This is a genomic window from Paraburkholderia dioscoreae, from assembly GCF_902459535.1.
Lineage (GTDB): Bacteria > Pseudomonadota > Gammaproteobacteria > Burkholderiales > Burkholderiaceae > Paraburkholderia > Paraburkholderia dioscoreae.
The window spans coordinates 4,096,980-4,122,708 of record NZ_LR699553.1; the positions used below are offsets into that span (position 1 = coordinate 4,096,980).

Genomic DNA, 25,729 nt, shown 5'->3' on the forward strand with positions numbered 1-25,729 from the left:
ATCCTTGGTTTCGTGCACACCGGCAGCCCGGCAATGCGTGGCGAGACGCTCAGCCGCCGGCCACGGGTTGCACGACGTCGAGTTTGTCGCCTGCCTGCAGCGCGCGCGCCGCATGCTGGGTGCGCGCCACGAAATCGCCGTTCAGCGCGACCGCAAACGGCGGGCGGGCGCCGTACGCGGTGAGCGCGTCGGCGACAGTCGCGCCCTCGGGCAGCGACAACGGCTTCTGATTGATATGAATGTCCATGATGTCCGAATACGGTTCAATCGATGGCGAAAGCCGCGCGCAGCGCAGCGCTCGTCCGGATAAAGACCACTCGCGCAACGCTCATGCCGGCTCCCGCGCGGAGTCCAGTTGAAAGAGCTCGCTCCAGCGAGCACCGCGTTGCCAGTCGGCGAAAGCATCGGCGTCGCCGATGCGGCCGTCGAGCCGCGCCGCGGCAAAGCGCACGGCTTCGTCGGCGACTTCGGGCACGATCATGTAGCCGTGCCGGTACAGGCCGTTCACGCGCAGCGTCTGCGCGCCGTCCCACAGCAAAGCCGGACGGTGGTCCGGTAAAGTGGGGCGGCACTGCGAATTCAGTTCGAGGATGCGTGCCTCGCCAAAGCCGGGATGCACGGAAAACGCCGCGCTCAGCAGTTCGAGCGCCGAGCGCACGCTGACCGGCGACATGTCCTCGCCTTCCACTTCGGTAGCGCCGATCACGTAGAGATCGTCCTGCTTCGGCGCGATATAGAGCGGATAGCGCGGATGCAGCAGCCGCACCGGCCGCGTCAGTTTGATACCGGGCGCATGCACGCGCGCCACTTCGCCGCGAATGCCGCGCAGCGTGGGCAGCACGGACTTCGCGCCGAGGCCGCGGCAGTCGATCGTGATATGGGCGGCCGGCAGCGCGTGATCGTCGACCGGCGTATTCCAGTGTGTTTCGACACCGCGTTGCGCGAGGCCTGCGGCGAGCGCCGCCAGCACCTGCCGGTTATCCAGCTGGCCTTCGCGCGGCAACAGCCAGCCCTGATTGAAACGCCCCGCCAACGCAGGCTCGGCCGCGCCGAGCTGCGCGCCCGCCAGAGTGATGAAGCCTCCGTCCAGCAATTCCGGCGGGGCATTCGAGCGCACCCGGCGCTCGAACAGCGGCGCTTCGGTGCGGTCGGCGTGATGCCAGACAACCAGCGTGCCATTGCGCTGAAAGAACACCGGCTCGGGCAACTCGGCCAGCACTTGCGGCCAGCTCTCGAGCGAACTCGCGCCGAGGCGCGTGATCAGCAACTCGGCACTGGCTGCTTCCGCGAGCGGCGCCAGCATGGCCGCGGCGACCCACGCGGCGGCTTGCGAACCGGCGGCGTCGCCACGCTCATAGAGCGCCACGCGATGCCCCAGTCCGGCGAGACGCCACGCGACCAGCCGCCCGCACAGGCCACCGCCGAGCACGGCGAAATCGGGTTGTGCAGGACGCGTCATCGCGCACACTCCGTTTCAGGACGGCAAGCAACGCTGAAGCACGGCGCGCCGACGGCGGCGTGACGAAGAGCAAAACACATATCTGAAGAATAGGCGGTCATCGAGTCCTTTCCGTACGGCCACAAAAACGCACGTACCCAGGACGAAACCGGCGGGTGAGGCCGGCCGGGCAATGCGCGCTCCAATGACTAACGCCGCCCGGCGGGGAATGGAAGACTGGCTGCTTCCGGAAACTTCCCGCGCCGGTATTACCCGGATCGGGTGCAAAGGGTCTCTCTCAGCCTCGCCGCCGCAGCATGAAAACCATGCCGCCTGTGCGCGAAGCACCCCTGTTTCGTCGAAGCCCATTAGACCATAAAAGGCGCGGCGCCCGCAAACCAGCGGCTCGCCACGCCGCACGGAATTTGATCCGGCACCATCTTTCTCACTATCAATACGGTCCAAGGCGGCGCTCTGGCACAATGCCAGCACAGGATGCCGCGCGAATGCGGCGCGGACGGCACGCCAGCCGACCTCGCCACGTTCCCGGCGGGATCCGGCAAGGCCTCGCGGCGAGCATTAATTTTCGCTTAAGGGCTTCGCGCCAGAATCGGACGCTCACCCGGGCGTGCGTTCGTCGAGCACGACGCCCGGGCATGTAACGCAAACCCGCCGCAGGGCAGCCCGCAGACGGACCTGCTCCACGGGTCAGCCCCGAATGGGCCAGCACTACTTCAGGATGCTCATGACACCGAATACCTCTGCCAGCCACGCGCTGCCGCCCGACGAAAAAGTCTCCGCCTGGAGCCTGATCAAGCCCTACTGGGTCTCCGAAGAACGAAACACGGCATGGGGCCTGCTCATCGCGATCATCGTGATGAATCTGCTCGTGGTGTGGATCAACGTGCGTCTGAACCGCTGGAGCGCCGACTTCTACAACGCGCTGCAAACCAAGAACGTGCACGACTTCCCGCACCTGCTGATGGTGTTCTCGGCACTCGCGTTCGGCTTCATCATTCTCGCCGTGTACGGCCGCTACCTGCGCCAGATGCTCGGGTTCCGCTGGCGCCAGTGGCTCACCACGCGCTATCTGAACGAGTGGCTGAAAGACAGCGCGTTCTACCGGATCGAGCGCGACCGCCTCGCCGACAACCCCGACCAGCGGATCAGCGACGATCTGCAATCGTTCGCCACCAGCACCCTTTCGCTGACGCTCGACCTGCTGTCCACGGTCGTCACACTGGTGTCGTTCATCACGATCCTGTGGTCGCTCGCCGGCGCGCTGACCATTTCGCTCGGCGGCATGCCGATCGAGATCCCCGGCTACATGGTGTGGGCCGCGGCGCTTTATGCCGTGGTCGGCTCGCTGATCATCCAGAAAGTCGGCCATCCGCTCGTGCCGATCAACTACCAGGCGCAGAAAGTCGAGGCGGATTTCCGTTTCGGCCTGATCCGTCTGCGTGAAAACGCCGAGCAGATCGCCTTCTACAACGGCATGGAAACCGAGAAGAAGAACGCGCACTCGTTGTTCGCGCGCATCCGCGACAACTGGTGGCAGGTGATGAAGTACACCAAGCGCCTCACGTTCGTGCTGAGCTTCTACGGCCAGATCGCGATCATCTTCCCGCTGGTGGTCGCCGCGCCCCGCTACTTCGCCGGCGCCTTCACGTTTGGCGTGCTGATGCAGATTTCCAGCGCATTCGGCACCGTCAGCGATTCGTTCTCCTGGTTCATCAACAGTTACGGCACCCTGGTCGAATGGCGCGCCACCGTGAACCGGTTGCGTGAATTCAAGCGTGTCGTGCACGCGCCGCACCTGAAGGAATCGGTCTCGCCGGCTACCGCGCATGGCGGTATCAATCTGCATTTCGTCGACGAAGACAAACTCACCACCGAAGGTCTCAAACTCGCCCTGCCCAACGGCAATCCGCTGTCGCGCATTCGCGATGTCGCGATCCGGCCGGGCTCGCGCTGGCTGGTACGCGGCCCGTCGGGTTCGGGCAAAAGCACGCTGATGCGCGCTCTCGCCGGCTTGTGGCCGTTCGGCGACGGCTCGATCGACGCCCCGGTCAACGCGCGCATGATGTTCATCCCGCAGGTCAGCTACATGCCGATCGGCACGCTCAAAGCGGCGCTCGCCTACCCGTCCGCCGCCGACACCTACACCGACGACGAATGCCGCGAAGCGCTCGTCGTCTGTCATCTGTCGGAGTACGCGGACCGTCTGCAGGAATCGGGACACTGGACCCGCATTCTCTCGCCCGGCGAGCAACAGCGCCTTGCCGCCGCGCGCGTGCTGCTGCACAAGCCGGACTATCTGTTCCTCGACGAAGCGACCAGCGCGCTCGACGCGGAAAACGAGGCGCGCCTGTATCGCCTGTTCACGGAAAGGCTGCCGAAGGCGGCGATTGTCAGTGTCGCGCATCGCGAGTCGCTGGCCGCGTTCCATGACGAAACGCTCGACGTCGAGCGCTCGGACGAAGCGGTCGCGGCATGAGCGACGTCGGCGATCTGAACGAAGCGGGCAGCGCCGGATTCGAGCGCGTCGTGCTGATCACCGGCGCCGGTTCCGGCATCGGCGCCGCGCTGGCCCGGCGCATTGCCGCGCCACGCTCGGCCTTGATGCTGCACGCACGCGGCGCCGACCACGAAGCGCGTGAACGGCTCGCGCAGGTCGCCGCCGATTGCAGCGCGAACGGCTCGCGCTGCGCGACGGTGTACGGCGATCTCGCCGAACGCGGCGCCGCGGAGCATCTGATCCATCAAACGCTGGCGAGCTTCGGCGCGCTCGATCAACTGGTCGCCAACGCGGGACACGCGCAGCGCCAAACGCTTGGTGGACTCGATCCGGACGCGTTCAGCGCAGCCTTCGCGGCCATGCCTGCCGCATTCGCGGCGCTCGTCAAACGGGCGACGCCCGCGCTGGAGACGTCGAAGCGCGGCCGCGTGATCGCGCTCAGTTCGTTCGTCGCGCACCGCTATCGCGCGGACGCGCCGTTTGCCGCGACAGCCGCCGCGAAAGCGGCGCTCGAATCGCTGGCGAAAACCGCCGCGGCGGAACTGGCACCGCACGGCGTGACGGTCAATTGCGTGGCGCCCGGCTATACGCGTAAAGATCGCGGCCCGAGTGCCGATAATGCAGCGGTGTGGAGTCGCGCCGCCGAAGCGACGCCGCTCGGCCATGTCGCCGAACCTGCGGACATCGCCGCGCTGATCGCGTTCCTGCTCTCCGACGAGGCGCGCCACATCACCGGCCAGGTGATCCACATCGACGGCGGCCTCACGCTCGGCTGAGCGAAAGGCGCCACGCAAGCCGCAGGTACCTCACAAGAGCCACACGTGCGGCACCTCGGCCGCAACGCCTCCTCACGCAGCCACGCCAGAACGCAGCGCGCCGGCCGCCAACCCTGGCGATGCCAGGCTCGCGCCGCAACATCCCGAAACACGCGAGAAGAGTTCGAAAGCATTTGCGAAGCCGGCAAGCTGTTCTGTGCTTTGAAAATGCCCTCCGGCGGCGACGATAGTCGTGCGGGCCGTACCACGTCCTGCCCCACGTCATTCACCGCTACTGGATTCTCACATGTCATTCGATCGCCGCTTCCATCCTTTGACCCAGCGTCTCGCGCTTGCGCTCGGCGCGCTGCTCGTCGCGAGCGCCGCGCATGCGGCACAAGCGAACCAGGCCAGTCTCGCTCACGAGCCGGCCGACGTTTGCCCCGCGCTCAAGCACATCGTCGACGCCGCTGATTTCCGGCAGTTGCAGACCCAATCCGCCGCGCAACTGCCGGGCACGGAAAGCGTCGACGACTGCCGCGCCAGCACGCATGCATACGATTGCCACTGGCGCGCGCACTGGCAAGCCGACGGTGTCGTCTCCGATCCGCTCGAAGAATTCGGCGCCGATATCGCGGCCTGCTTCCCGAATGTCGTGCATGACATCAACACTCCGACGCGCCAGCATTTCATCGTGACCACCGCCGAGCGGCGCGTCAGTGTCACGGCAAGCGTGCAGGGGCAGAACGAATTGCGCCTGCGCGTCACGCGCTGAGCGTGAGCCCGATCGCCGTTACCCGCTGTGATTCCCGCAATTCTCCGACCGCCGCCCGACGCCGCCTCATGACCTTCATGCCGACCATGCGCGCTGACGCTTTCACGCGAGCCCCACGGGCCGCGTGGATCGCGTTGTGGCGTCCGTGCGCGTGGCTCGCCGTCTCCGCGACCCTGGCGCTCGGCTTGAACGGCTGCGCATGGACGCTGATCCAGGCCGCCGACGCCACCGGTTCAGTCATACAGGCGGGCTACGCGATCGCCGCGAACTACTCGTCGCCGACCTTCGTCAACGGCCGGCCGGCCGACGTGCGCCACGTCTGCGTCGAAGTGAATCAGAACGTGTCGGTCGGCGATTTCGTGCCGGCGCTGCAACTCGCGCTCGACCGGCGCGGCATTCGTTCGGACGTCTACAATCCGGGCACATCGCCCGCCGGCTGCGAGGCACGCCTCGTCTACAACGCCGCGATCGATTACGGCCGCCGCTCGTTCAGCGACGAAACGATCCAGTACCTGTCGATCATCGACCTGACGCTGATCCAGAACGGCCGTATTCTGGTCACGGCCCGCTATCAGACCGGCGGCCTGAACACCGACCGCTTCTCTTCGGCCTCGACCAAGCTCAATGGCCTGATCGCGCGAATGGTAGTGGATCGGACCGACTTCGGGCGCCAGCCGCCGCAGACCATTCAGACTTCCCAGGCGAACTAGGCGCGCGGGCCTCTTGCTTTCTCTTACATGGGAAAGGATTCGAAAGCGTGACGTGCTTTGCTGCGCGCGCACGCTTCTCTAAGATGACCTGAATGAACCCATCCATTCTTGTCGTCGACGACGACCCCGTCGTACGTGAGCTCGTCAGCGGATATCTGCAGGGACGCGGCTTCAAGGTCGACACGCTCGAACACGGCATGGCGCTGCAGCGCCAATTGCAGGACGAGCGGCCAGCCCTGATCGTGCTCGACATCATGATGCCGGAGCTCGACGGCATCAGCGCGCTGCGCGCGTTGCGCGTAGCCGGCGACGACATTCCCGTGATTCTGCTGACCGCGCGTGCCGATCCCATCGACCGCGTGATCGGCCTCGAACTCGGCGCGGACGACTATCTCGGCAAGCCCTTCGAACCGAGCGAACTGGTCGCGCGGATTCGCACCGTGCTGCGCCGTCGCGGCTCCATTGCCCCGAGCGCGCCGGAGCAGCGCGCGCCATACCGCTTCGGCCGTTTCGAAGTGAATTTCCCGGCGCGCGAATTGCGCCGGGACGGCGAGCGCATTGCGTTGCGTTCGAGCGAATTCGCCATGCTCAAGATATTCGTCTCCCACGCGATGACCGTGCTCACGCGCGCGCAGTTGCTGGAGAAGCTGCACGGCAATAGCGAGTTGCATCGCAATCGCAGCCTGGACGTCTCGATCTGGCGTTTGCGCCGGCTGATCGAAGTCGATCCGTCCGAGCCGCGCTATGTGCAAACCGTGTGGGGACGCGGCTACGTGTTCGTGCCGGACGGTGAAATCGGCGCAGCCGAACGCGACGCGCCGCTGGCCTGACCGGGTGACGCAAGGTGCGATGGATATCGCCTCTTGCACCGCTGCGCGTCAGCTATCCAGCACGCCGGCCGCTCAGAACGTCAGCACGCTCAGGAACATTCTCTGCAGCCAGCCCATTGTCGTGGCGTCGGACACCATCCCCACACCGGCCTGTTCGATACGCGCGTTCGCCACCTTGCCCGACGCAACATAGTTGCCCGCTTCGATATCCTTGGGATTGACGATGCCCGACAGGCGCAGCCGGTCGCGGTTGCCGCTCATCGCAATGACCTTCTCGCCCGACACCACCAGGTTGCCGGTCGACATCGTGCCGATCACCGTGACGGCAAGCGTGCCGCTCATGCCGCTGACATCGGTGAGACTGCCTTGCCCCTTGTAGTCGGTGCTCGCCGAGCCGATGTTGAACAATCGCGCGAGTCGCGCGGCGGCATTGGTGGAGTGGTCGGCGGCGTCGGCGGTAATACTGCTCGAACGGCTCGCCGCGGCGGTCGCGCTGTTATTGCCGCTATACGATTCCGCGAGACGGATCGTCAATACGTCGCCGATATGTTGCGCGCGCGGTGTTTCGTATAGCAGCAACGGAGCGCCGGCCTGATAGATCGCGCCTTGCGTGTTGACGTTCAACGGCGCCGAGGCGAGCGGGGGCGCCATCGGCGTATCCACGATCGAATTTTGCCGGCTCGCGCAAGCCGCGAGGCAGGCCGCCGCGCCTAGCGCGACAGTGAGACGTAGCGCAGTCATGCATGCTCCTTGTTCGAAACGGGCCTCACGGCCACACACTCAATGCCGCTCATCAACCCGCCTCGGCGCCGCTCGCCTGCCATTGCCGCACGACCGACTTCACCCACGCATCCGAGCCCTTCAGCAAATAGGTGAGCGTGCCGTTGCGAGTGCCCGGCAGAAAGCACAACGTGATCGAACTCACCGCGTTTTCCCAGACGTACGTGGGCATTGCGCCCGAGGCCGACACGTTCTGCGTCGCCTGACGCGGTGGCCCGTAGCGGTCCGCGAGCGCGTCGCGCAAGTCCTCGGCGGTGATCTCGTCGATCACGAAAGAAATTTCGTACAGCCGCAGCGCGCGTTGCCCGTCCACGCGCGCAAAGCGCAGCACATGCTCCAGCGCGGGCGCGCCGTCGACCACCGCTTGCGACACCACCCAGCCGTTGTCCGCGCGATATGCCCAGCGGCATGCCACCGTCAGGCTCTCGTGCGACTTCAGCCGCATGCCGAGCGCGCCCGCCTGCACGTCCGTCTCGCAGACCGGCACGCTGCCGGGCGGCGTGGCCCGCACGGTCGAGCCCGCACGGAATTCGTCGAGCGTGATGCCGAGCGCGACGCCACGGAACGCGAACGGCGCGTCTTGCGGGCGCCGCCGTGCATCGGCGGAAGGTTCTTTCGACGCGGCGCTCGACGCACCCGTCTCACGCACGAGCGGCTGCGCTTCAACGGTCAACGAAAACACGCCGCCCAGCAATGCCAGCGCGCAGGCAATCCGTTTGAGTGTCATGATTCAGTCGATGGCGGATGAACACATGTCGAACGGCGAGGCCGCGGCATGGCCGACGACCGGGATGATTTTCAGTGTGGCCGAGGTCAGCCGGCACGGCAGCGCGGCGACGGCACAGCCACCCAGAGGCAGCAGCGCCGCGCCGAGCGTCAACCACGCGGCAATTCGCATGAAGCGGTGAAGAATTCTCGGGGTCGACACACGGGCCTCTGTACGTCAGGCTGTGGTATTGACGTGATGCCCGACGAGCCCGGCAGGCAGCGACGGCTGTGTCCGGCTGGCGGACTCCCGTGTCTGCGCGGCGGCACTCGAACTGTTGGCGGCTGCGGGCCTTTCCGTCGGCGGCGTTGGCGCCAGCGAAGAAAAGCGGGTGGAGGTGAGATTGCTGGGAACGGTCATGATGAGCCTCGCGTGGCGCTAGGTTTCGATTTCACGCCGCCTGCCGTGGGCCCAAGGCGTTAGGCTGTTTTCAGCATGCGGCGCAACGTACTGCACGACGAATCATCTCGCTGCACACGCGGTGCCGATGCACGAAGGAACGCGCGCTTTCCGGCGGTTCTTACGAGCCGTTGCGCGCCGTTTCGGCCAGTTCCAAATACGCGCAAATTCTTTCTTGGGAGGAATGTTGGGGATGCGAAGCGGGCCGCGGGCGCTGCTGCGCACATTGCCGAATATGGCCGCGCTGAATATCCCGTGAGCCTTGTGTGACGGTCGCCGCAAACGAGCCGCCGACAGCCGCGCAGCGTGACGTAAGCATTGGTAAGAAAACAGTCGGACGCCTGTCGCACATGCCAGTCTAGAATTTCGCCATGAATCCACAGGTCCTTATCGTCGACGACGATCCGGTCGTACGCGATCTGCTTTGCAAGTTTCTGCAATCGAACGGCTTCGATGCGTCCGTGCTCCACGACGGCACCCATCTCCAGCGCCGGCTCGAACGTGAACGGCCATCGGTCGTCGTGCTCGACATCATGATGCCGAACACCGACGGCCTGCGCGCGCTCACCGCGCTGCGCGCCGCCGGCGACGATATCCCGGTGATCTTCGTGACGGCGCGCGGCACGGTGGCCGACCGCATTGTCGGACTCTCGCTCGGCGCGGACGACTACCTGACCAAGCCGTTCGACCCACGCGAATTGCTCGCGCGCATCCACACGGTGCTGCGCCGGCGCGGGCCGTCCACCACGAGCGCGCCGGAAGCCCGCAAGCCGTATCGCTTCGGTCCGTTCGAGCTCGACTTCGCAACCCGTTCGCTGTGCCGGGACAGTTCGAAACTGCCGCTGCGCGACAGTGAGTTCGCGCTCCTGAAGATCTTCGTCAACAATCCGTACAAGGTGCTCTCGCGCGTGCTGATTCACGATCTCGTGCATCGCGACAATCTCGCCTTCCGCGACCGCAGCCTCGACGTGCCGATCTGGCGCCTGCGCCGCGTGATCGAAGACGATCCGTCGAACCCCTGCTACGTGCAGACGGTGCGCGGCAAAGGCTATGTGTTCGTGCCCGACGCCGACGGCACACCCTTCGCCGACGAGGCCGCCAGAGGCGCATGAAGAACCCGCTGAACACGCTGTTCGGCAGGATGGCGTTACTCTCGGCGGCGGTGTTGTTCGCGATTCAGGCCGGCTGGTTCGTGCTGGTGGTGATGCAGCCGCCGCGCCATGAAATCGACGGCTTCGCGCGCGGCATCCTGCTGGTGTTGCAGGCGATCAACGGCGAGCCGATGAAAGGCGCCGCGCTCGCGCCCGCCATGCGCGTGCATCTCGTGCCCACCTGGAACATGCCGGCGAGCGTGCATCTGCACGAGCCGGCCAATCATCCGCTGGTCGAACTGAGCCGGCATCTGCGCGAGAATCTGCCGCCCGGCACCCGGATCGCCGTCGACGACCTGCGCCCGCCGCAGTTGTGGGTGCTGTTTCCCGGCAAGTCGAACTGGGTTGTCGTGCCGGTGGACGTACCGCCGCGCCCGCGCTTCCTCATCGAGTCGATCTCGATGCTGCTCGCCGCGCTGATCCTCTCCGTGTTCGCCGCCTGGCAGATGCAGCGGCCGCTGTCGCGCGTCGCCGACGCCGCGCGCGCGTTCGGCTCGGGCGGCCGCCCGGAGCCGGTGACAGTGCAAGGCCCGCGCGAGCTGCGCGATCTGATCGGCTCCTTCAACGACATGATGCGGCGCCTGAACGAAGCCGGCGACGACCAGGCCGTGATGCTGGCCGGCGTCGCGCACGATCTGAAAGCACCACTCACGCGGCTGAAGTTGCGCGCGAGCGTACTGGTGGCGGAAAACGAGCGCGCCGGTTTGATCCGCGATGTCGACTCGCTGACCAACATCGTCCAGCAGTTTCTCGAATTCGCGGGCCAGTCCGCAGAAGCCGGCCCGCCGGTCGAGGTCGACGATTTCCTGCGGGAACAGTTCACCGCCGGCGACAGCACCGAAACGCCGCTCTTCAAGCTCGACCTGCGTGCCGGTTCGGCGTTCACGTTGCCGCGCACGCTGCTCGACCGGCTGGTCACGAACCTCGTCGATAACGCGCTCGAACACGGCGCGCCGCCCGTGGATATCGGCACCGCGCGCCATGACGGCCATTGGGTGATCAGCGTACGCGACCACGGTCCCGGCATTCCCGACGGGCGCATTGCCGCCGCCATGAAGCCGTTCGTACGGCTCGACGCCGCGCGTGGCGGCGAAGGCCATTGCGGCTTGGGTCTCGCGATCGTCGCGCGGCTCGCGCACGACCGCGGCGGACGGTGTCACGTGCGCAATCACGCGCAGGGCGGTCTGGAAGTGCGGATCGAATTGCCCGCGGTGCCAGCGCTGACGTGAGCGGAAGTTGCGCTGGCGCTTCTTATGGGCGCTTACGCGCCCTTACTGGACGGACTCTCGCAGGCGCGGCGGCCTTATAGTCGGCCCCGGCAACCTCGATGCCGCCCTTCTCCGTCCGCCCGCTCCCTTGGGGCGGACTTTTTTTGCCTGCGGTGAACGCAACACGCTGACGCTTCAGACCACGAGGCGGCTGTGCAAAGTGTCGATGGTCGCCTGCGAGACGCCGAGGCCTTGCGTCAGGTAGCTCACCATCGTGCCGTAGCTCGCCTGCACCTGGTCGAAGCCGGCCTGCAAGTAATTTTCCTGAACGCTCAACAACGGCGCTTCGACCGAAGCGGCGGCGTCGCCGTCCTGCGTGCGCAGCGTGTCGGTTTGCGCCTTGATCTGCGGCGCCAGATAGACGTTGCTCAACAGATAGTCCTGAATGATCACGTCGAGCGGCACATTCGCAATGCTGAGCAGGAGCGCCGCGATCCAGCCCGCGCGATCCTTGCCCGCGCTGGAATGAAACAGTTGCGCGCCGGGAGCGTCGGCCAGATTCGTCAGGAGCGCACCGTAAGCGGCGCGCTGCGCGGCGCCGGTCACGTAGCCGCGCGCCTGCGCCTCCATGAACGCGACGGCGGCGGCCGCCGTGTCGAAAGCCGGCGCGACGAAGTCGGCGGTGCCCAGCACGTTGAGCGTCCGGGTTGTCGCGCCGCGCGGCAGAATATCGGCGGTTCGCGCGATTTCAGCCGGCGTGCGCAGATCGTAGACCGAGGCAATGCCGAGCCGGTCGATCGCGGCCTGGTCGGCGGCGTCGAGCGTCAGCGCGTTCGCGCGATAGAACGCGCCACGGCGCATCTGTTTGCCGTCGACGGTCGGATAGGGCGCCGCCCCCGCGAGGTCGCGAAAGTTGCCGACCGACGCAAGGCGTGGCGTTGCAGGCGGATCGTCGCTGAGGTTGCCCCCGCCGCAAGCGGACAGCAGCGAGCCGCCCACGCCGGAGATCAGCAGGGCGCCGGCCGAGCGCTTCAGAAAGTTCCGGCGCGACGCCACGGCCTCACGGGCCGAAATCCGGCTTGTCCGCAGGAACGTGCTCGCGGAGCGACAGAACGGCGAGCAGGTTTTTGCGGTAGCGGGCATTAGGCGTGGCTGGCGCGGACGTGAGAAGGTGAGTCGCAGCATCGGCACTGCGAGTGCAGTTTAACCACGCTCTGTATATTTTGGGTTACACGGTAGTAGTTGGTAAGGAATGACCGCCATTTTTGACCACAACTGGCCCCACTACGCCACGCCCCGTAGAATACGAACACCCCACATTCGAGCCCACGGCAGGCCGACACGTCCTGGCGACCACAACAAAAATGCCCTCTCTCCAATGGTTTACCGAACTGACCCAGCGCGAACGCCGCACCTTGTACGCCGGCTTCGGCGGCTACGCGGTCGACGCCTTCGACTTCATGATCTACTCCTTCCTCATTCCGACGCTGATCGCGACATGGGGCATGACGAGGAGCGAAGCCGGCATGATCGCCACCAGTTCGCTGATCTCGTCGGCGGTGGGCGGCTGGCTCGCCGGCATTCTCGCCGACCGCTATGGCCGCATCCGGGTGCTGCAGTGGACTATCGCCACCTTTGCGCTCTTTACCTTTCTGTCGGGCTTCACCCACTCGTTCTGGCAACTGCTCGCCACCCGCACGCTGCAGGGCATTGGCTTCGGCGGTGAATGGTCGGTCGTGACGATCATGATGGCCGAAACCATTCGCTCGCCTCAGCACCGCGCGAAAGCCGTGGGCACCGTGCAAAGCAGCTGGTCGTTCGGCTGGGCGGCTGCGGCGATCATCTACTGGGCCTTTTTCGCGCTGCTGCCGGAGCAATATGCGTGGCGAGCCTGCTTCTGGATCGGCCTGTTGCCCGCGGCGTGGATCATCTATATTCGCCGCAACGTGAGCGATCCGGAAATCTTTCTCGAAACGCGCCGCGCCCGCGAGAGCGGTTTCGACACCTCGCACTTCCTGCAGATCTTCTCCGCCGCTCACCTCAAAACCACCCTGCTCGGCAGCGCGCTGTGCACCGGCATGCTCGGCGGCTATTACGCGATCACCACCTGGCTGCCGACTTATCTGAAGACCGTGCGCCATCTGTCGGTGTTCAACACGAGCGGCTATCTGATCGTGCTGATCGTCGGTTCGTTCACGGGCTATATTGTCGGCGCGATTCTGTGCGACAGGATTGGCCGGCGTGCGTCGTTCGTGCTGTTCGCAATCGGCTCGTTCGTACTCGGCATGTTCTACACCATGCTGCCGATCACCGACGGCATGATGCTCGCGCTCGGTTTTCCGCTCGGCATCGTGGTGCAGGGGATTTTTGCAGGCGTGGGCGCATACCTGTCGGAGCTGTATCCGAACGCGATACGCGGCTCGGGACAAGGCTTCTGCTACAACCTCGGGCGCGGGCTCGGCTCGTTCTTTCCGATTCTGGTCGGTACACTGTCGCAAACCATGACGCTGGTGAAGGCGATGGGCATCGTGGCGGGCTCGGGCTATCTGCTCGTGATCATCGCGGCGATATGTCTGCCTGAGACCAAGGGCAAGGTACTCGGGACCACCCGCCCCGCTGCCTGAATCCGCAGTACACACACATGAAAACGATTGTTCTGGGCGGCGGCGTGATCGGCGTCGCCACGGCTTTTTATCTGCGCCAGCAAGGCTGCGAGGTGACGGTGATCGAGCGCGAGCCGGATGTCGCGCTCTCCACCAGTTTCGGCAACGCGGGGGTGATCGCACCGGGCTACGTGACGCCCTGGGCCGCGCCCGGCATGCCGGCCAAGATTCTCAAATACCTGTTCAAACCGGCCTCGCCGCTGATCTTCCGCCCGACTTTCGATCCCGCTCAGTGGCGTTGGATCGTGCGCTGGCTGCGCGAATGCGATCTCGAACGGTTTCGCGTCAACAAGCAGCGCATGCAGCGCATTGCTTACTACAGCCGCGAATGCCTGCATGAATTCCGCGGCCGCCATCCGTTCGACTATGGCCGCAGCCAGGGCTATCTGCAGTTGTTTCGCAGCGAGTACGACGTCGAACTCGCGCAACCGGCGCTTGCGGTGCTGCGCGATGCCGGCATCGCGCACCGGGAAGTCAGTACGGCGCAGTGTGTCGAGATCGAGCCGGGCTTGCGCTGGGCGCGTCAGGCGCCGCTCTCAGGGCTCTATCTGCCCGACGACGAAGCCGGCGATTGCGCCCGCTTTACCCGCGAACTGCGCGCGATCTGCGAACGCAACGACGTGCGCTTTCGTTTCGACACGCGGGTGACTTCGCTCGACGTGCAAGGCGGTGCGGTACGCGCGGTGCGTATCGAGAGCGAACGCGGCACCGGGATGTTGCACGCGGATGCCGTGGTGGTGGCGCTGGGCGTCGACAGTGCCGCGCTGCTCGCGCGGCTCGGTGTGAAGGTGCCGCTTTATCCGGTGAAAGGCTATTCGGCGACGCTGCCCATCACCGACGAAGAAAAAGCCCCGCGCGCCGCGTTGATGGACGAATCGCTGAAAACGGCGATCACGCGTTTCGGCAACAACCTGCGGGTGGCCGGCACCGCCGAACTCGGCAATCGCGAGAGCACCTTGCGCGAACAGGCTCTGCAAACGCTAATGAAAGTGCTCGGCGACTGGTTCCCACACGCGGCCAATCCTACGTCCGCGCATTTCTGGGTGGGCCGCCGTCCGATGACACCCGACGGTGCGCCGCTGCTTGGTCCGTCAGGCGTGGAGAAACTGTGGTTGAACCTCGGGCACGGCTCGACGGGCTGGGCGATGTCGATGGGTTCGGGTCGCGTGGTCGCGGACCTGATTACGGACCGCAAGCCGGAGATCGATCTGGATGGACTGACATTGGCGCGGTATCGCAAGTCAGGCACATAGCGCCACGGCGCGTTGGCGTTAAAAAGCCGGGTCACCCTCGCAGGTGCCCGGCTTTGTTTTTTCACCGCTCGATGTGCCGCTCACGTGGCACATTTGTCGCCTCCACCTCTTCCTGCAAGCAGAAGCCGGCTTTCGCGCCGGAGCGTGAAAGCCGGCCGGAGACGTTTAGCGCGGCAGTTCCGAATGACCCATCAGGAACGCGTCGACGGAACGCGCGCACTGGCGGCCTTCGCGAATCGCCCACACCACCAGCGACTGGCCGCGGCGCATATCGCCCGCGGTGAACACCTTGTCCACCGACGTGTAATACGCTTTGTCGCCTTCAGTCGACGCACGCACGTTGCCGCGAGCATCCTTGTCGACGCCGAACGCGTCGAGCACCGGCGACACCGGCTGCGTAAAGCCCATGGCGAGCAGCACCAGATCGGCCTTCATTTCGAATTCAGAGTCCGGCACTTCCTGCATCTTGCCGTCCTTCCATTCGACGCGCGCCGCGATCAGCTTCTCGACCTTGCCGTTCTTGCCTTCGAGGCGCTTGGTCGCGACCGCCCAATCACGCGAGCAGCCTTCGTCGTGCGACGACGACGTGCGCAGCTTGATCGGCCAGTACGGCCACACGAGCGGCTTGTTCTCTTCTTCCGGCGGTTGCGGCAGCAGTTCGAATTGCGTGACGCTCTTCGCGCCATGACGATTCGACGTGCCCACGCAGTCCGAACCCGTATCGCCGCCGCCGATCACGACCACGTGCTTGCCCTTCGCGAGCAACTGGTTCGCGACCTTGTCGCCGGCATTGACCTTGTTCTGTTGCGGCAGGAATTCCATCGCGTAGTGGATGCCTTCCAGCTCACGACCCGGCACCGGCAGATCGCGCGGCGTTTCCGAACCGCCCGCGATCACCACCGCGTCGAACTCTTCCTTCAACTGATCCGGCGTGATGGTTTCCTTCGCCGTGTTGCCGATATGCGCCGGCAGCGAATCCGCTTTGCCGATGAACACGTTGGCGCGGAACGTCACGCCTTCGGCTTCCATCTGGCGCATGCGGCGATCGATCAGCCACTTCTCCAGCTTGAAGTCGGGAATGCCGTAGCGCAGCAAACCGCCAATGCGGTCGTTCTTTTCGAACACGGTGACATCGTGCCCCGCGCGCGCGAGTTGCTGCGCGACGGCCAGACCGGCGGGGCCGGATCCGACCACGGCAACCTTCTTGCCGGTCTTGTGCTTCGGCGGCAGCGGCGCGACCCAGCCTTCGGTCCATGCCTTGTCGATGATCGCGTGTTCGATCGACTTGATACCGACCGGGTCGTTGTTGATGCCGAGCGTGCACGCCGCTTCGCACGGTGCCGGGCAGATGCGGCCGGTGAACTCGGGGAAGTTGTTCGTGGAGTGCAGCACTTCGATCGCGTTCTTCCAGTCCTGATGAAACACCAGGTCGTTGAAGTCCGGGATGATGTTGTTCACCGGGCAGCCGTTGTTGCAGAACGGAATGCCGCAGTCCATGCAACGTGCGCCTTGAATCTTCGCTTCGTCGTCGCTCAGTGCGGCGACGAATTCCTTGTAGTGCTTCACACGCGTGAGCGGAGCTTCGTACGCCTCGTGGCGGCGTTCGAACTCGAGAAAACCGGTTGCCTTGCCCATGTGGTTCTCTTCTCTATCTAATCAGGTGGGGTGGTCTACACCCACCGCGTGCGACCGATCAACGGCGCCACACGGCGGGTACGGCTTGGTTGTGACGTCTTTGGCTTACGGCCGGTCAAGCGGCGAGCACTTCCTTGTTCGCCTTCTTCGCGGCCATTTCGCCCAGCGCGCGCTTGTACTCGGTCGGGAACACCTTCACGAACTGACGGCGCGACGCGTCCCAGTTTTCGAGCAGCGCTTTTGCACGCGGCGAGCCCGTGAACTGGAAGTGACGCTCGATGAGTCCCTTGAGCAGCGCTTCGTCGGTCGTGCCGGCGTGCCACAGGCCCTTGTCGACCGTGCGTTCCTGTTCCGCCTGTTGCAAGACCGGATCGAGCGCGACCATCGACTTGTTGCACTTGCCTGCGAACGTGTTGTCCGGATCGAACACGTAAGCGATCCCGCCCGACATGCCGGCCGCGAAGTTACGGCCCGTTTCGCCGAGCACGACCACCGTGCCGCCCGTCATGTATTCGCAGCCGTGGTCGCCCGTGCCTTCGACAACCGCCGTCGCGCCCGAGTTACGCACGCAAAAACGCTCGCCCGCGACGCCGCGGAAGAACGCTTCGCCTTCGATCGCGCCGTACATCACCGTATTGCCGCAGATGATGTTCTCTTCCGACTTGCCGCGGAAATCGTTGGTCGGACGGATGATGATGCGGCCGCCCGACAGGCCCTTGCCGACGTAGTCGTTACCGTCGCCGACCAGATCCAGCGTGATGCCCTTCGCGAGGAACGCGCCGAAGCTCTGACCCGCGGTGCCCTTCAACTGGATGTGAATCGTGTCGTCGGGCAGGCCGTCGTGGCCGTACTTCTTCGCGATCGTGCCGGACAGCATGGCGCCGACCGTACGGTTCACGTTACGCACCGGCTGGATGAACGAGACGTGCTCGCCCTTCTCGATCGCGGCCTTCGCCTTTTCGATCAGCGTGTGGTCGAGTGCCTTGTCGAGACCGTGGTCCTGCACGTCGACGTGCTTGCGCGCCACTTCAGCCGACACTTGCGGCAAATAGAACACGCGCGAGAAGTCGAGACCCTTCGCCTTCCAGTGCTCGATGCCCTTCTTCGTGTCGAGCAGTTCGGCGTGGCCGATCAGGTCGTCGAACTTGCGGATGCCCAGTTGCGCCATGATTTCGCGCGCTTCTTCCGCAACGAAGAAGAAGAAGTTCACCACGTGTTCCGGCTGGCCCTGGAACTTCGCACGCAGCACAGGATCTTGCGTCGCGACGCCGACCGGGCAGGTGTTCAGGTGGCACTTGCGCATCATGATGCAGCCTTCGACGACGAGCGGCGCCGTCGCGAAACCGAACTCGTCCGCGCCGAGCAGCGCACCGATCACGACGTCGCGGCCGGTCTTCATCTGACCGTCGGCCTGCACGCGGATACGGCCGCGCAACTGGTTCAGCACCAGCGTTTGCTGCGTTTCGGCCAGACCCAGTTCCCACGGCGTACCGGCATGCTTCACCGACGACAGCGGCGACGCGCCCGTGCCGCCATCATGGCCGGCGATCACGACGTGATCGGCCTTGGCCTTGGCGACACCCGCGGCAACCGTACCGACGCCCGATTCGGACACCAGTTTCACCGAGACGCTGGCCGCCGAGTTGGCGTTTTTCAGGTCGTGAATCAGCTGCGCCAGATCTTCGATCGAGTAGATGTCATGGTGCGGCGGCGGCGAAATCAGGCCGACGCCCGGCACCGAGTAACGCAGCTTGCCGATGTATTCCGACACCTTGTGGCCCGGCAACTGACCGCCTTCGCCCGGCTTCGCGCCCTGCGCCATCTTGATCTGGATCTGATCCGCGGAGGCGAGGTATTCCGCCGTCACGCCGAAACGGCCCGACGCCACCTGCTTGATCTTCGAGCGCAGCGAATCGCCATCCTTCAGCGGAATGTCGACGATCACTTCGTCGCCGATCACGGACTTCATCGTGTCGCCGTTCCTGATCGGAATGCCGCGCAATTCGTTGCGGTACCGGTTCACGTCCTCGCCGCCTTCGCCCGTGTTCGACTTGCCGCCGATCCGGTTCATGGCAATCGCCAGCGTAGCGTGCGCTTCCGTGCTGATCGAGCCGAGCGACATCGCGCCGGTGGCGAAACGCTTGACGATTTCCTTCGCCGGTTCGACCTCGTCGAGCGGGATGGCCTTGGTCGGATCGAACTTGAATTCGAACAGGCCGCGGAACGTCATGTGACGCTTGGTCTGATCGTTGATCAGATGCGCGTATTCCTTGTACGTCTGATACGAGTTGCTGCGCGCCGAGTGCTGCAGCTTGGCGATCGCATCCGGCGTCCACATGTGTTCTTCGCCGCGCACGCGGTACGCGTATTCGCCGCCGGCGTCGAGCATGTTCGCGAGAACCGGGTTGTCGCCGAACGCGTCGCGATGTAGACGGATCGCTTCTTCCGCCACGTCGAACAGGCCGATGCCGCCCACCTTCGACGACGTGCCCTTGAAATACTTCACCACCAGGTCTTCAGCCAGACCGACTGCTTCGAAAATCTGCGCGCCGGTGTACGACATGTAGGTCGAAATGCCCATCTTCGACATGACCTTCATCAGGCCCTTGCCGACTGCCTTGGTGAAGTTGTAGACCGCCTTCTCGGGCGACAGGTCGCCCTTCAGCCCGGCTGCAAGCTGGCCGAGCGTTTCCATGGCGAGGTATGGGTGCACGGCTTCCGCGCCGTAGCCCGCGAGCAGCGCGAAGTGGTGCGTTTCACGCGCCGAGCCGGTTTCGACAACCAGACCCGTGCTCGTGCGCAGACCTTGCTGCACGAGGTGCGTGTGGATCGCGGCTGTAGCCAGCAGCGCCGGAATCGCGACGTTGTCGCGGTCGGTCTTGCGGTCCGACACGATCAGCATGTTGTAGCCGGACTTCACCGCATCCACGGCTTCCGCGCACAGCGAGGCAAGGCGCGCTTCGATACCTTCCTTGCCCCACGCCACCGGATAGCAGATGTTCAGTTCATACGAGCTGAACTTGCCGCCCGTGTACTGATCGATCGCGCGGATCTTTGCGATGTCCTTGAAGTCGAGCACCGGCTGCGACACTTCGAGACGCATCGGCGGGTTGATGTTGTTCGTGTCGAGCAGGTTCGGCTTCGGACCGACGAACGACACCAGCGACATCACCATGTTTTCACGGATCGGGTCGATCGGCGGGTTCGTGACCTGCGCGAACAGTTGCTTGAAGTAGTGGTACAGCGTCTTGTTCTTGTTGGACATGACCGCCAGCGGCGAGTCGTTGCCCATCGAGCCGACAGCTTCTTCGCCGGCTTGCGCCATCGGCGCCATCAGGAACTTGAGGTCTTCCTGCGTGTAGCCGAACGCCTGCTGGCGATCCAGCAAGGCAGCGGCTTCGCGGCGTTCCGTCGCGACGTCTTCGGCCTTCGCCTCGATTTCGTCGAGCTTGATGCGCACTGCGTCGATCCAGCTCTTGTACGGCTTGGCGTTCGCGAGGTTGTCCTTCAGTTCCTTGTCGTCGATGATGCGGCCGTGCTCCATGTCGATCAGGAACATCTTGCCCGGCTGCAGACGCCACTTCTTGACGATCTTCGACTCGGGGATAGGCAGCGTGCCGGCTTCCGACGCCATGATGACAAGATCATCATCCGTGACGATGTAGCGCGCCGGACGCAGGCCGTTACGGTCGAGCGTCGCGCCGATCTGGCGGCCGTCGGTGAAAGCGATTGCAGCGGGGCCGTCCCACGGCTCCATCATCGCGGCGTGGTATTCGTAGAACGCGCGGCGGTTGTCGTCCATCAGCGTGTGCTGTTCCCAGGCTTCCGGGATCATCATCATCATGGCGTGGACGAGCGGGTAGCCGGCCATCACTAGCAGCTCGAGACAGTTGTCGAACGAAGCGGTGTCCGATTGGCCCGGATAGATGAGCGGCCAGAGCTTCGGCAGATCGTCGCCGAGCACGTGCGACGCGATCGCGCCAGTACGGGCGTTCAGCCAGTTGACGTTGCCCTTGACCGTGTTGATTTCGCCGTTGTGGGCAATCATGCGGTACGGGTGAGCCAGCTCCCATGCCGGGAACGTGTTGGTTGAGAAGCGCTGGTGAACGAGCGCCAGCGCCGAGACCGTGCGCTCGTCCTGCAGGTCGCGGTAATACACGCCAACCTGGCCGGCCAGCAGCAGCCCCTTATAGACGACCGTGCGCGCCGAGCACGACGGCACGAAGTATTCCTTGCCGTGCTTGAGCTTGAGCGCCTGGATGCGGTGACTCGCGGTCTTGCGGATCACGTACAGCTTCCGCTCAAGCGCGTCAGTCACCATGATGTCCTTGCCGCGGCCGATGAAAATCTGGCGAATCAGCGGCTCGCTCGCCTTGACGGTGGGCGAAATCGGCATGGTGTGGTCGACCGGCACGTCGCGCCAGCCGAGCACGACCTGGCCTTCCGCCTTCACTGTGCGTTCCAACTCCTGTTCACAGGCGAGACGCGACGCATGTTCCTTAGGCAGGAAGACCATGCCGACGCCGTATTCACCGTGCGGCGGCAGTACTACGCCCTGCTTCGCCATTTCCTCACGGTAGAAGCCGTCCGGAATCTGGATCAGGATACCCGCGCCGTCGCCCATCAGCGGATCGGCGCCGACGGCGCCCCGATGGTCGAGGTTTTCGAGGATCTTCAGACCCTGCTCGATGATCTCGTGGCTTTTCTTGCCCTTGATGTGAGCGACAAAGCCGACGCCGCAGGCGTCGTGCTCGTTTTGCGGGTCGTACAGACCTTGCGCGGCGGGAACCGGGTGGATCGGTTGCTGGTGGTCGTTCATGGGGACACCGTCTGTGAGGGGCCGGACAGGCCGTTAAACCATTTTTCTATTGCCGCAGTGCGATTCACAACCGCGTTCGCAACACGACGGCGCGCTCAACGCTCGATGCTAGCGTGTCAAAAAGCGCCGGAATTCGGAATATACGCGACGAATCAATGGAATAGCAAATAAAACATGGTGATTGAACCCCAATTATCATGTTGGTGCATCGCAGCCAATTTTTATTGGTTCCATATCAAAACCGTGCAAAAGAAAACGGCATGCAAAGATGCCGTTCCGATGCAGCCCCTTGACGCGAAACGCTTTATTGCTGCTGTGGCGTTTCGCGTACCTTGCGCGGCCGCCCGCGCGGCAGCGGCGATACCCGCCGGTTGGCGGCCCGCGCCGCCCATTCTCGGTACGTGTCGCTGCCCAGAACCCAGCCCTTGAGCGTGGCCTGCTGAAGCTGGCTGGCTTCGCGTTCGTCGAGCGGCTGTTCGCACAGTTCGCGGTACGCGCGCTGCCGTTCGAACGGCGTATTGCCGAGCGACCAGTACAGGGGGTGGTCGGTGATCAGGCTGTCGAGCGTCAGGCCGATGTGATGGCGGTAGCTCGACCAGCGGTAATCTTCCGGCGCGCTCACGAGGCCCGCGCGCACCGGACACATCTCAACCACCCGGCTCGCCAGCAGGAAGTAGCGCTCGCCTTCGATCACCGTGGCGCGGTAGCGGCCTTCCCACAAGGTGCCGCGCCGCGCGTAGCGCCGGTTGAAGTGCGCCACATAGCGGCGCCCCACCGCCTGCATCGCCTTCGGCAGACTCGACTCCTCGGTCGGCGTGACGAGCAGTTGCACTGCGCCTGGCATCAACGCATACGCATGGATGGATAAGTGATGGTCGCGTGAAGCCGCTTTCAAACAATCGATGAAGAGCTCGTAGTCCTGATCGTCGACGAATGCGGGTTGCTGATCAAGGCCGCGGAGAATGACGTGCTGCGGCTGGTCAGGGACATAGAGACGTGCAAGCCGTGCCATGCTGGAGTATCCAATAGTCGCGTTGGTACATACCCGAAGGTCCGAGGAACCGCATCCGCGCAAGGTTCGGCGCGGCGCGGCAGAGCCAGAAACCGCGCGGAGCTTAGGGAGAAAGCTCTAACCGCCGCGTATGGTTTGTTTCAAACGTTCTAGTCATAATGAGCGGGCCTTTTTTGGAGGAGCACATATGAAATTAAAACAGGCCGTAACGGGGACCGCGGTGCTAGCCTGCATGACAACGGCAGCTCACGCGCAATCGGCCGGAAGCTTTTACGTCACGACAGGCTGGTTCCATCTAGCACCTCAATCGAACAGTGAACCGTTGAAGGTGACAAGCATTGGCGGCAGCCCGACCAATATCACAGAAGCCAACACAGGTGCATCACTCAGTTCAGCCGACACCATTGGCATCACCGCCGGCTACTTCGTTACTGACCACATCGCGGCCGAACTCGTGGTCGGTTACCCGCCGTCATTCGACCTTGAGGGCTCGGGCAGCCTCGCACAATTCGGCAAGCTGGGCCAGGCGAAACAGTGGAGCCCGACTCTGTTGTTCAAGTACTACTTCAATGCCCCGACCGCTGCTTTCCGTCCGTATCTCGGCGTGGGCGTGAGCCGTATCTGGTTCACCGACGAAAAGATCACCAACAGCGCATTCGAGGCAAACGTTCTGCATGGTCCGACCAGCGTCACTACGGATAGTTCGTGGGAGCCGGTGTTTAATGCCGGCTTCACTTACGCGTTCAACCAGCACTGGTTCGCGGGCTTTTCGGTCTCGTACCTGCCGCTCAGCACGACCGCCAAGCTGAGCACCGCCGCGAACACGCCGGTCGGTACGCTGAACGTGCAATCGCAAACGAAGATCAAGCTGAACCCGATCGTTACCTACGTCAACATCGGTTACCGTTTCTAACCTTCGGGAAATTAGGGGCCGTTGAGTTAGGGTAGTCGAATTTTCGTGGCTTGGACAACGCCGTCATATATCCAATGGCGGCGTTTTCACTTTTATGCACGCCTGGCATGGCTCCGCTTGGCGCATTTGGAGGAAACGTGCCAGTGAGGTATGGACATTTGTAAATTTGACCCGCAATTGCATCAGCTAGTGCAATATCTGCTGACGAATGTGTAGTTGCGCCACAGCGCGCGGGGCCCGCGGAGTTTGGCACCAAAGTTGCGTTCGCAGGGTGTTTCCCGCCTTGCGAGGTTAATCTACATCTTCGTGACAACGCGCGGGATCCTTTTACTTCATCGACGGAGCGACCATGACTGCACTTCCGAATACGCGAGACGCCCTCGGCGAATCCTGGACCAGCACCAGCCGCCGTGCGCGGCGTATCGCTCGCCACAGCCGCCATGCGGCCGAAGATATCGCGGGTGAACTGCGTACACTAATGTCGGAACTTGAATCGACATTGGCGGACGGCACCCAGGCTGACGCGGTGGCGCTGCGCAGCAAACTTCGCAAGCAACTCGAAGTGGCGCGCGCCCGTTTGAACGACACGCGCGAAGCCGTGCGCGAACGCGCCGAAGTAGCCATCTCCGATGCCGACGACTACGTTCACGAAAATCCGTGGCAGACGATTGCGATCGTCGGCGGCGTGGCATTGATCGCGGGCGCGCTGTTCGCCTCGCGGCTGCGCTAACGCCCGAGCGGGCGGGAAGCGGAGCCGTCTTTAGCAAGGGGCGGCTCGCCACGATTCGGCCTGCGCCCCAGACGCATGCTGATTCGAGGTCGTGCGGGTCGTGCCCGCCAAGGCGGGCGCAACCGCATGCCGTCTCGCTCAGTTGTCGTCGATCACGAACAACCGCTGGTATTCCTTAACCGCATACCGATCCGTCATACCCGCGATGTAGTGGGCAATGAGGCGCGGTTGCTGCAATGCGTCGGTTGACTGATAGCTCGGCGGCAACAGCCGCGGATCGTCTGTGAACGCGTCGAACAGTCCGGCGACGACACGACGTGCCTTGTTGGCCATGCGCATCACGCGGTAATGGCGATACAGGTTCTTGAATAGAAAACGCTTGAGCGTGGCCGCCTGCGCGGCAATTACTTCGCTGTGCGCAACAAGCGCGGGTGCTGCGCGCACGGCGTCCGGCGAGGCGGGCGCATGCCGGTCGAGATTCGACTGGGTCGTATCGATCAGATCGACGATCAGCGTATTGATGATGCGGCGCACCGTTTCGTGAATGAGCCTGCGCCCTTCGATTTGGGGAAAGTCGCTGCGCGCCGCTTCATAGTGCACCTGCCATAACTCCACTTCGGCGAGCTGCTCCACCGTGAGCAGGCCCGAGCGCAAGCCGTCGTCGACATCGTGGTTGTTGTACGCGATCTCGTCGGCAACGTTCGCGATCTGCGCCTCGATGGACGGCTGCCGACCTTCCAGAAAGCGCTCGCCCAATGCGCCGAGCCGCCGCGCGTTCTCGCGCGAGCAATGCTTGAGAATCCCCTCGCGCGTTTCAAAGCAGAGGTTCAGGCCGTTGAACGCACCGTAGTGCTCTTCCAGATCGTCGACTACCGCCAGGCTCTGCAGATTGTGCTCGAAGCCGCCATGCTCGCGCATGCATTCGTTGAGTGCCTCCTGACCCGCGTGGCCGAAAGGTGTGTGGCCCAGATCGTGGGCGAGCGAAATAGCCTCGACGAGATCCTCGTTCACACGCAGATTGCGCGCGACCGAACGCGCGATCTGCGCAACTTCCAGGCTGTGAGTCAAACGCGTGCGAAACAGGTCGCCTTCGTGATTCACGAACACCTGTGTTTTATATTCGAGCCGGCGGAATGCCGTCGAATGAACGATACGGTCGCGGTCCCGCTGGAATTCGGTGCGCGCGCTGGGAGCGGCTTCCGGATAGCGGCGGCCGCGCGATTGCGCGGAATGCGCGGCGTACGGCGCGAGGTGAGCTTCGAGTGCCTCCTGCGTCGGCACGCCGGCCTTGGCCGTGCCTGCCGACGGGTCATGCTTTACAACGTCGCTGCGCCTGTCAGTCACCGGGTTCTCCGAAACATGGGCGGCGCCTCG

Annotated in this window: 21 protein-coding genes and 1 riboswitch; of the genes, 11 read left to right on the forward strand and 10 right to left on the reverse strand. The window is 64.1% G+C overall.

Features of this window, described 5'->3' with window-relative positions; genetic code table 11:
- Positions 1-49 precede the first annotated feature (49 nt).
- Positions 50-247, reverse strand: coding sequence for a sulfur carrier protein ThiS (gene thiS / locus PDMSB3_RS18520; RefSeq protein ID WP_007180192.1), 198 nt, complete (start codon positions 245-247; stop codon positions 50-52).
- A gap of 81 nt (positions 248-328) precedes the next feature.
- Positions 329-1,459 (reverse strand): FAD-dependent oxidoreductase, encoded by a 1,131-nt coding sequence (locus PDMSB3_RS18525; protein ID WP_007180191.1) that lies wholly within the window; start codon positions 1,457-1,459, stop codon positions 329-331.
- 217 nt (positions 1,460-1,676) lie between these two features.
- A riboswitch (TPP riboswitch) is annotated at positions 1,677-1,800 on the reverse strand.
- 383 nt (positions 1,801-2,183) lie between these two features.
- On the opposite strand from PDMSB3_RS18525, the gene PDMSB3_RS18530 reads away from it, so the two are divergent.
- The 5 genes from PDMSB3_RS18530 to PDMSB3_RS18550 all read left to right on the forward strand — a co-directional run bounded on the left by PDMSB3_RS18530 (position 2,184) and on the right by PDMSB3_RS18550 (position 7,026).
- Positions 2,184-3,935: an ABC transporter ATP-binding protein/permease gene (locus PDMSB3_RS18530; protein ID WP_007180190.1), complete on the forward strand. Its 1,752-nt coding sequence runs from the start codon at positions 2,184-2,186 to the stop codon at positions 3,933-3,935.
- Positions 3,932-4,732 (forward strand): SDR family NAD(P)-dependent oxidoreductase, encoded by an 801-nt coding sequence (locus PDMSB3_RS18535; protein WP_007180189.1) that lies wholly within the window; start codon positions 3,932-3,934, stop codon positions 4,730-4,732. The genes PDMSB3_RS18530 and PDMSB3_RS18535 overlap by 4 nt, the downstream gene beginning before the upstream one ends.
- Before the next feature lie 286 nt (positions 4,733-5,018).
- A complete protein-coding gene (locus tag PDMSB3_RS18540) occupies positions 5,019-5,486 on the forward strand; it encodes a hypothetical protein (RefSeq protein WP_007180188.1) in 468 nt (155 codons plus the stop codon).
- A gap of 68 nt (positions 5,487-5,554) precedes the next feature.
- Positions 5,555-6,196 (forward strand): hypothetical protein, encoded by a 642-nt coding sequence (locus PDMSB3_RS18545; protein ID WP_007180187.1) that lies wholly within the window; start codon positions 5,555-5,557, stop codon positions 6,194-6,196.
- A gap of 92 nt (positions 6,197-6,288) precedes the next feature.
- Positions 6,289-7,026, forward strand: a complete 738-nt coding sequence (locus tag PDMSB3_RS18550; RefSeq protein ID WP_007180186.1) for a response regulator — start codon at positions 6,289-6,291, stop codon at positions 7,024-7,026.
- Between the two features lie 72 nt (positions 7,027-7,098).
- Here PDMSB3_RS18550 and PDMSB3_RS18555 read toward each other — a convergent pair whose 3' ends face one another.
- From PDMSB3_RS18555 to PDMSB3_RS18565, 3 genes are read right to left on the reverse strand one after another with little or no spacing between them, the layout of a single operon-like run.
- The gene (locus tag PDMSB3_RS18555; protein WP_007180185.1) at positions 7,099-7,767 is read right to left on the reverse strand and encodes a flagellar basal body L-ring protein FlgH; all 669 of its coding nucleotides are present in this window, start codon (positions 7,765-7,767) and stop codon (positions 7,099-7,101) included.
- 52 nt (positions 7,768-7,819) lie between these two features.
- Positions 7,820-8,533: a hypothetical protein gene (locus tag PDMSB3_RS18560; RefSeq protein ID WP_007180184.1), complete on the reverse strand. Its 714-nt coding sequence runs from the start codon at positions 8,531-8,533 to the stop codon at positions 7,820-7,822.
- Positions 8,534-8,536: 3 nt separating this feature from the next.
- Positions 8,537-8,704, reverse strand: coding sequence for a DUF6726 family protein (locus PDMSB3_RS18565; protein ID WP_007180183.1), 168 nt, complete (start codon positions 8,702-8,704; stop codon positions 8,537-8,539).
- 638 nt (positions 8,705-9,342) lie between these two features.
- Between PDMSB3_RS18565 and PDMSB3_RS18570 the strand changes: the two genes are divergently transcribed.
- Positions 9,343-10,083 (forward strand): response regulator, encoded by a 741-nt coding sequence (locus PDMSB3_RS18570; RefSeq protein ID WP_007180180.1) that lies wholly within the window; start codon positions 9,343-9,345, stop codon positions 10,081-10,083.
- The gene (locus PDMSB3_RS18575; protein ID WP_007180179.1) at positions 10,080-11,351 is read left to right on the forward strand and encodes an ATP-binding protein; all 1,272 of its coding nucleotides are present in this window, start codon (positions 10,080-10,082) and stop codon (positions 11,349-11,351) included. Before PDMSB3_RS18570 ends, PDMSB3_RS18575 begins: the two co-directional genes overlap by 4 nt.
- Positions 11,352-11,525: 174 nt before the next feature.
- Here PDMSB3_RS18575 and PDMSB3_RS18580 read toward each other — a convergent pair whose 3' ends face one another.
- Positions 11,526-12,473, reverse strand: a complete 948-nt coding sequence (locus tag PDMSB3_RS18580; RefSeq protein WP_007180178.1) for a tyrosine-protein phosphatase — start codon at positions 12,471-12,473, stop codon at positions 11,526-11,528.
- 221 nt (positions 12,474-12,694) lie between these two features.
- Between PDMSB3_RS18580 and PDMSB3_RS18585 the strand changes: the two genes are divergently transcribed.
- Positions 12,695-13,954: an MFS transporter gene (locus PDMSB3_RS18585; RefSeq protein ID WP_007180177.1), complete on the forward strand. Its 1,260-nt coding sequence runs from the start codon at positions 12,695-12,697 to the stop codon at positions 13,952-13,954.
- A 17-nt stretch (positions 13,955-13,971) separates the two neighbouring features.
- Entirely contained in the window at positions 13,972-15,246 is a 1,275-nt protein-coding gene (locus PDMSB3_RS18590; protein WP_165187149.1) for a D-amino acid dehydrogenase, read from the forward strand.
- A 165-nt stretch (positions 15,247-15,411) separates the two neighbouring features.
- On the opposite strand, the gene PDMSB3_RS18595 is transcribed toward PDMSB3_RS18590, so the two are convergent.
- From PDMSB3_RS18595 to PDMSB3_RS18605, 3 genes are all read right to left on the reverse strand, one after another.
- Positions 15,412-16,881, reverse strand: coding sequence for a glutamate synthase subunit beta (locus PDMSB3_RS18595; protein ID WP_007180175.1), 1,470 nt, complete (start codon positions 16,879-16,881; stop codon positions 15,412-15,414).
- 115 nt (positions 16,882-16,996) lie between these two features.
- Entirely contained in the window at positions 16,997-21,700 is a 4,704-nt protein-coding gene (locus PDMSB3_RS18600; RefSeq protein WP_007180174.1) for a glutamate synthase-related protein, read from the reverse strand.
- Between the two features lie 304 nt (positions 21,701-22,004).
- Positions 22,005-22,712 carry a transposase gene (locus PDMSB3_RS18605; RefSeq protein WP_007180173.1) on the reverse strand — a complete coding sequence of 236 codons (708 nt, stop codon included), beginning with the start codon at positions 22,710-22,712 and terminating at the stop codon, positions 22,005-22,007.
- 187 nt (positions 22,713-22,899) lie between these two features.
- On the opposite strand from PDMSB3_RS18605, the gene PDMSB3_RS18610 reads away from it, so the two are divergent.
- Together PDMSB3_RS18610 and PDMSB3_RS18615 are read left to right on the forward strand one after the other, a co-directional pair.
- Entirely contained in the window at positions 22,900-23,625 is a 726-nt protein-coding gene (locus PDMSB3_RS18610; protein WP_007180172.1) for an OmpW/AlkL family protein, read from the forward strand.
- 349 nt (positions 23,626-23,974) lie between these two features.
- On the forward strand, positions 23,975-24,355 hold the full coding sequence (locus tag PDMSB3_RS18615; protein ID WP_007180171.1) for a DUF883 family protein: 381 nt from the start codon (positions 23,975-23,977) through the stop codon (positions 24,353-24,355).
- A 138-nt stretch (positions 24,356-24,493) separates the two neighbouring features.
- Here the strand turns inward: PDMSB3_RS18615 and PDMSB3_RS18620 are convergent, their stop codons facing one another.
- The gene (locus PDMSB3_RS18620; RefSeq protein ID WP_165187151.1) at positions 24,494-25,699 is read right to left on the reverse strand and encodes a deoxyguanosinetriphosphate triphosphohydrolase; all 1,206 of its coding nucleotides are present in this window, start codon (positions 25,697-25,699) and stop codon (positions 24,494-24,496) included.
- Between the last annotated feature and the right edge of the window lie 30 nt (positions 25,700-25,729).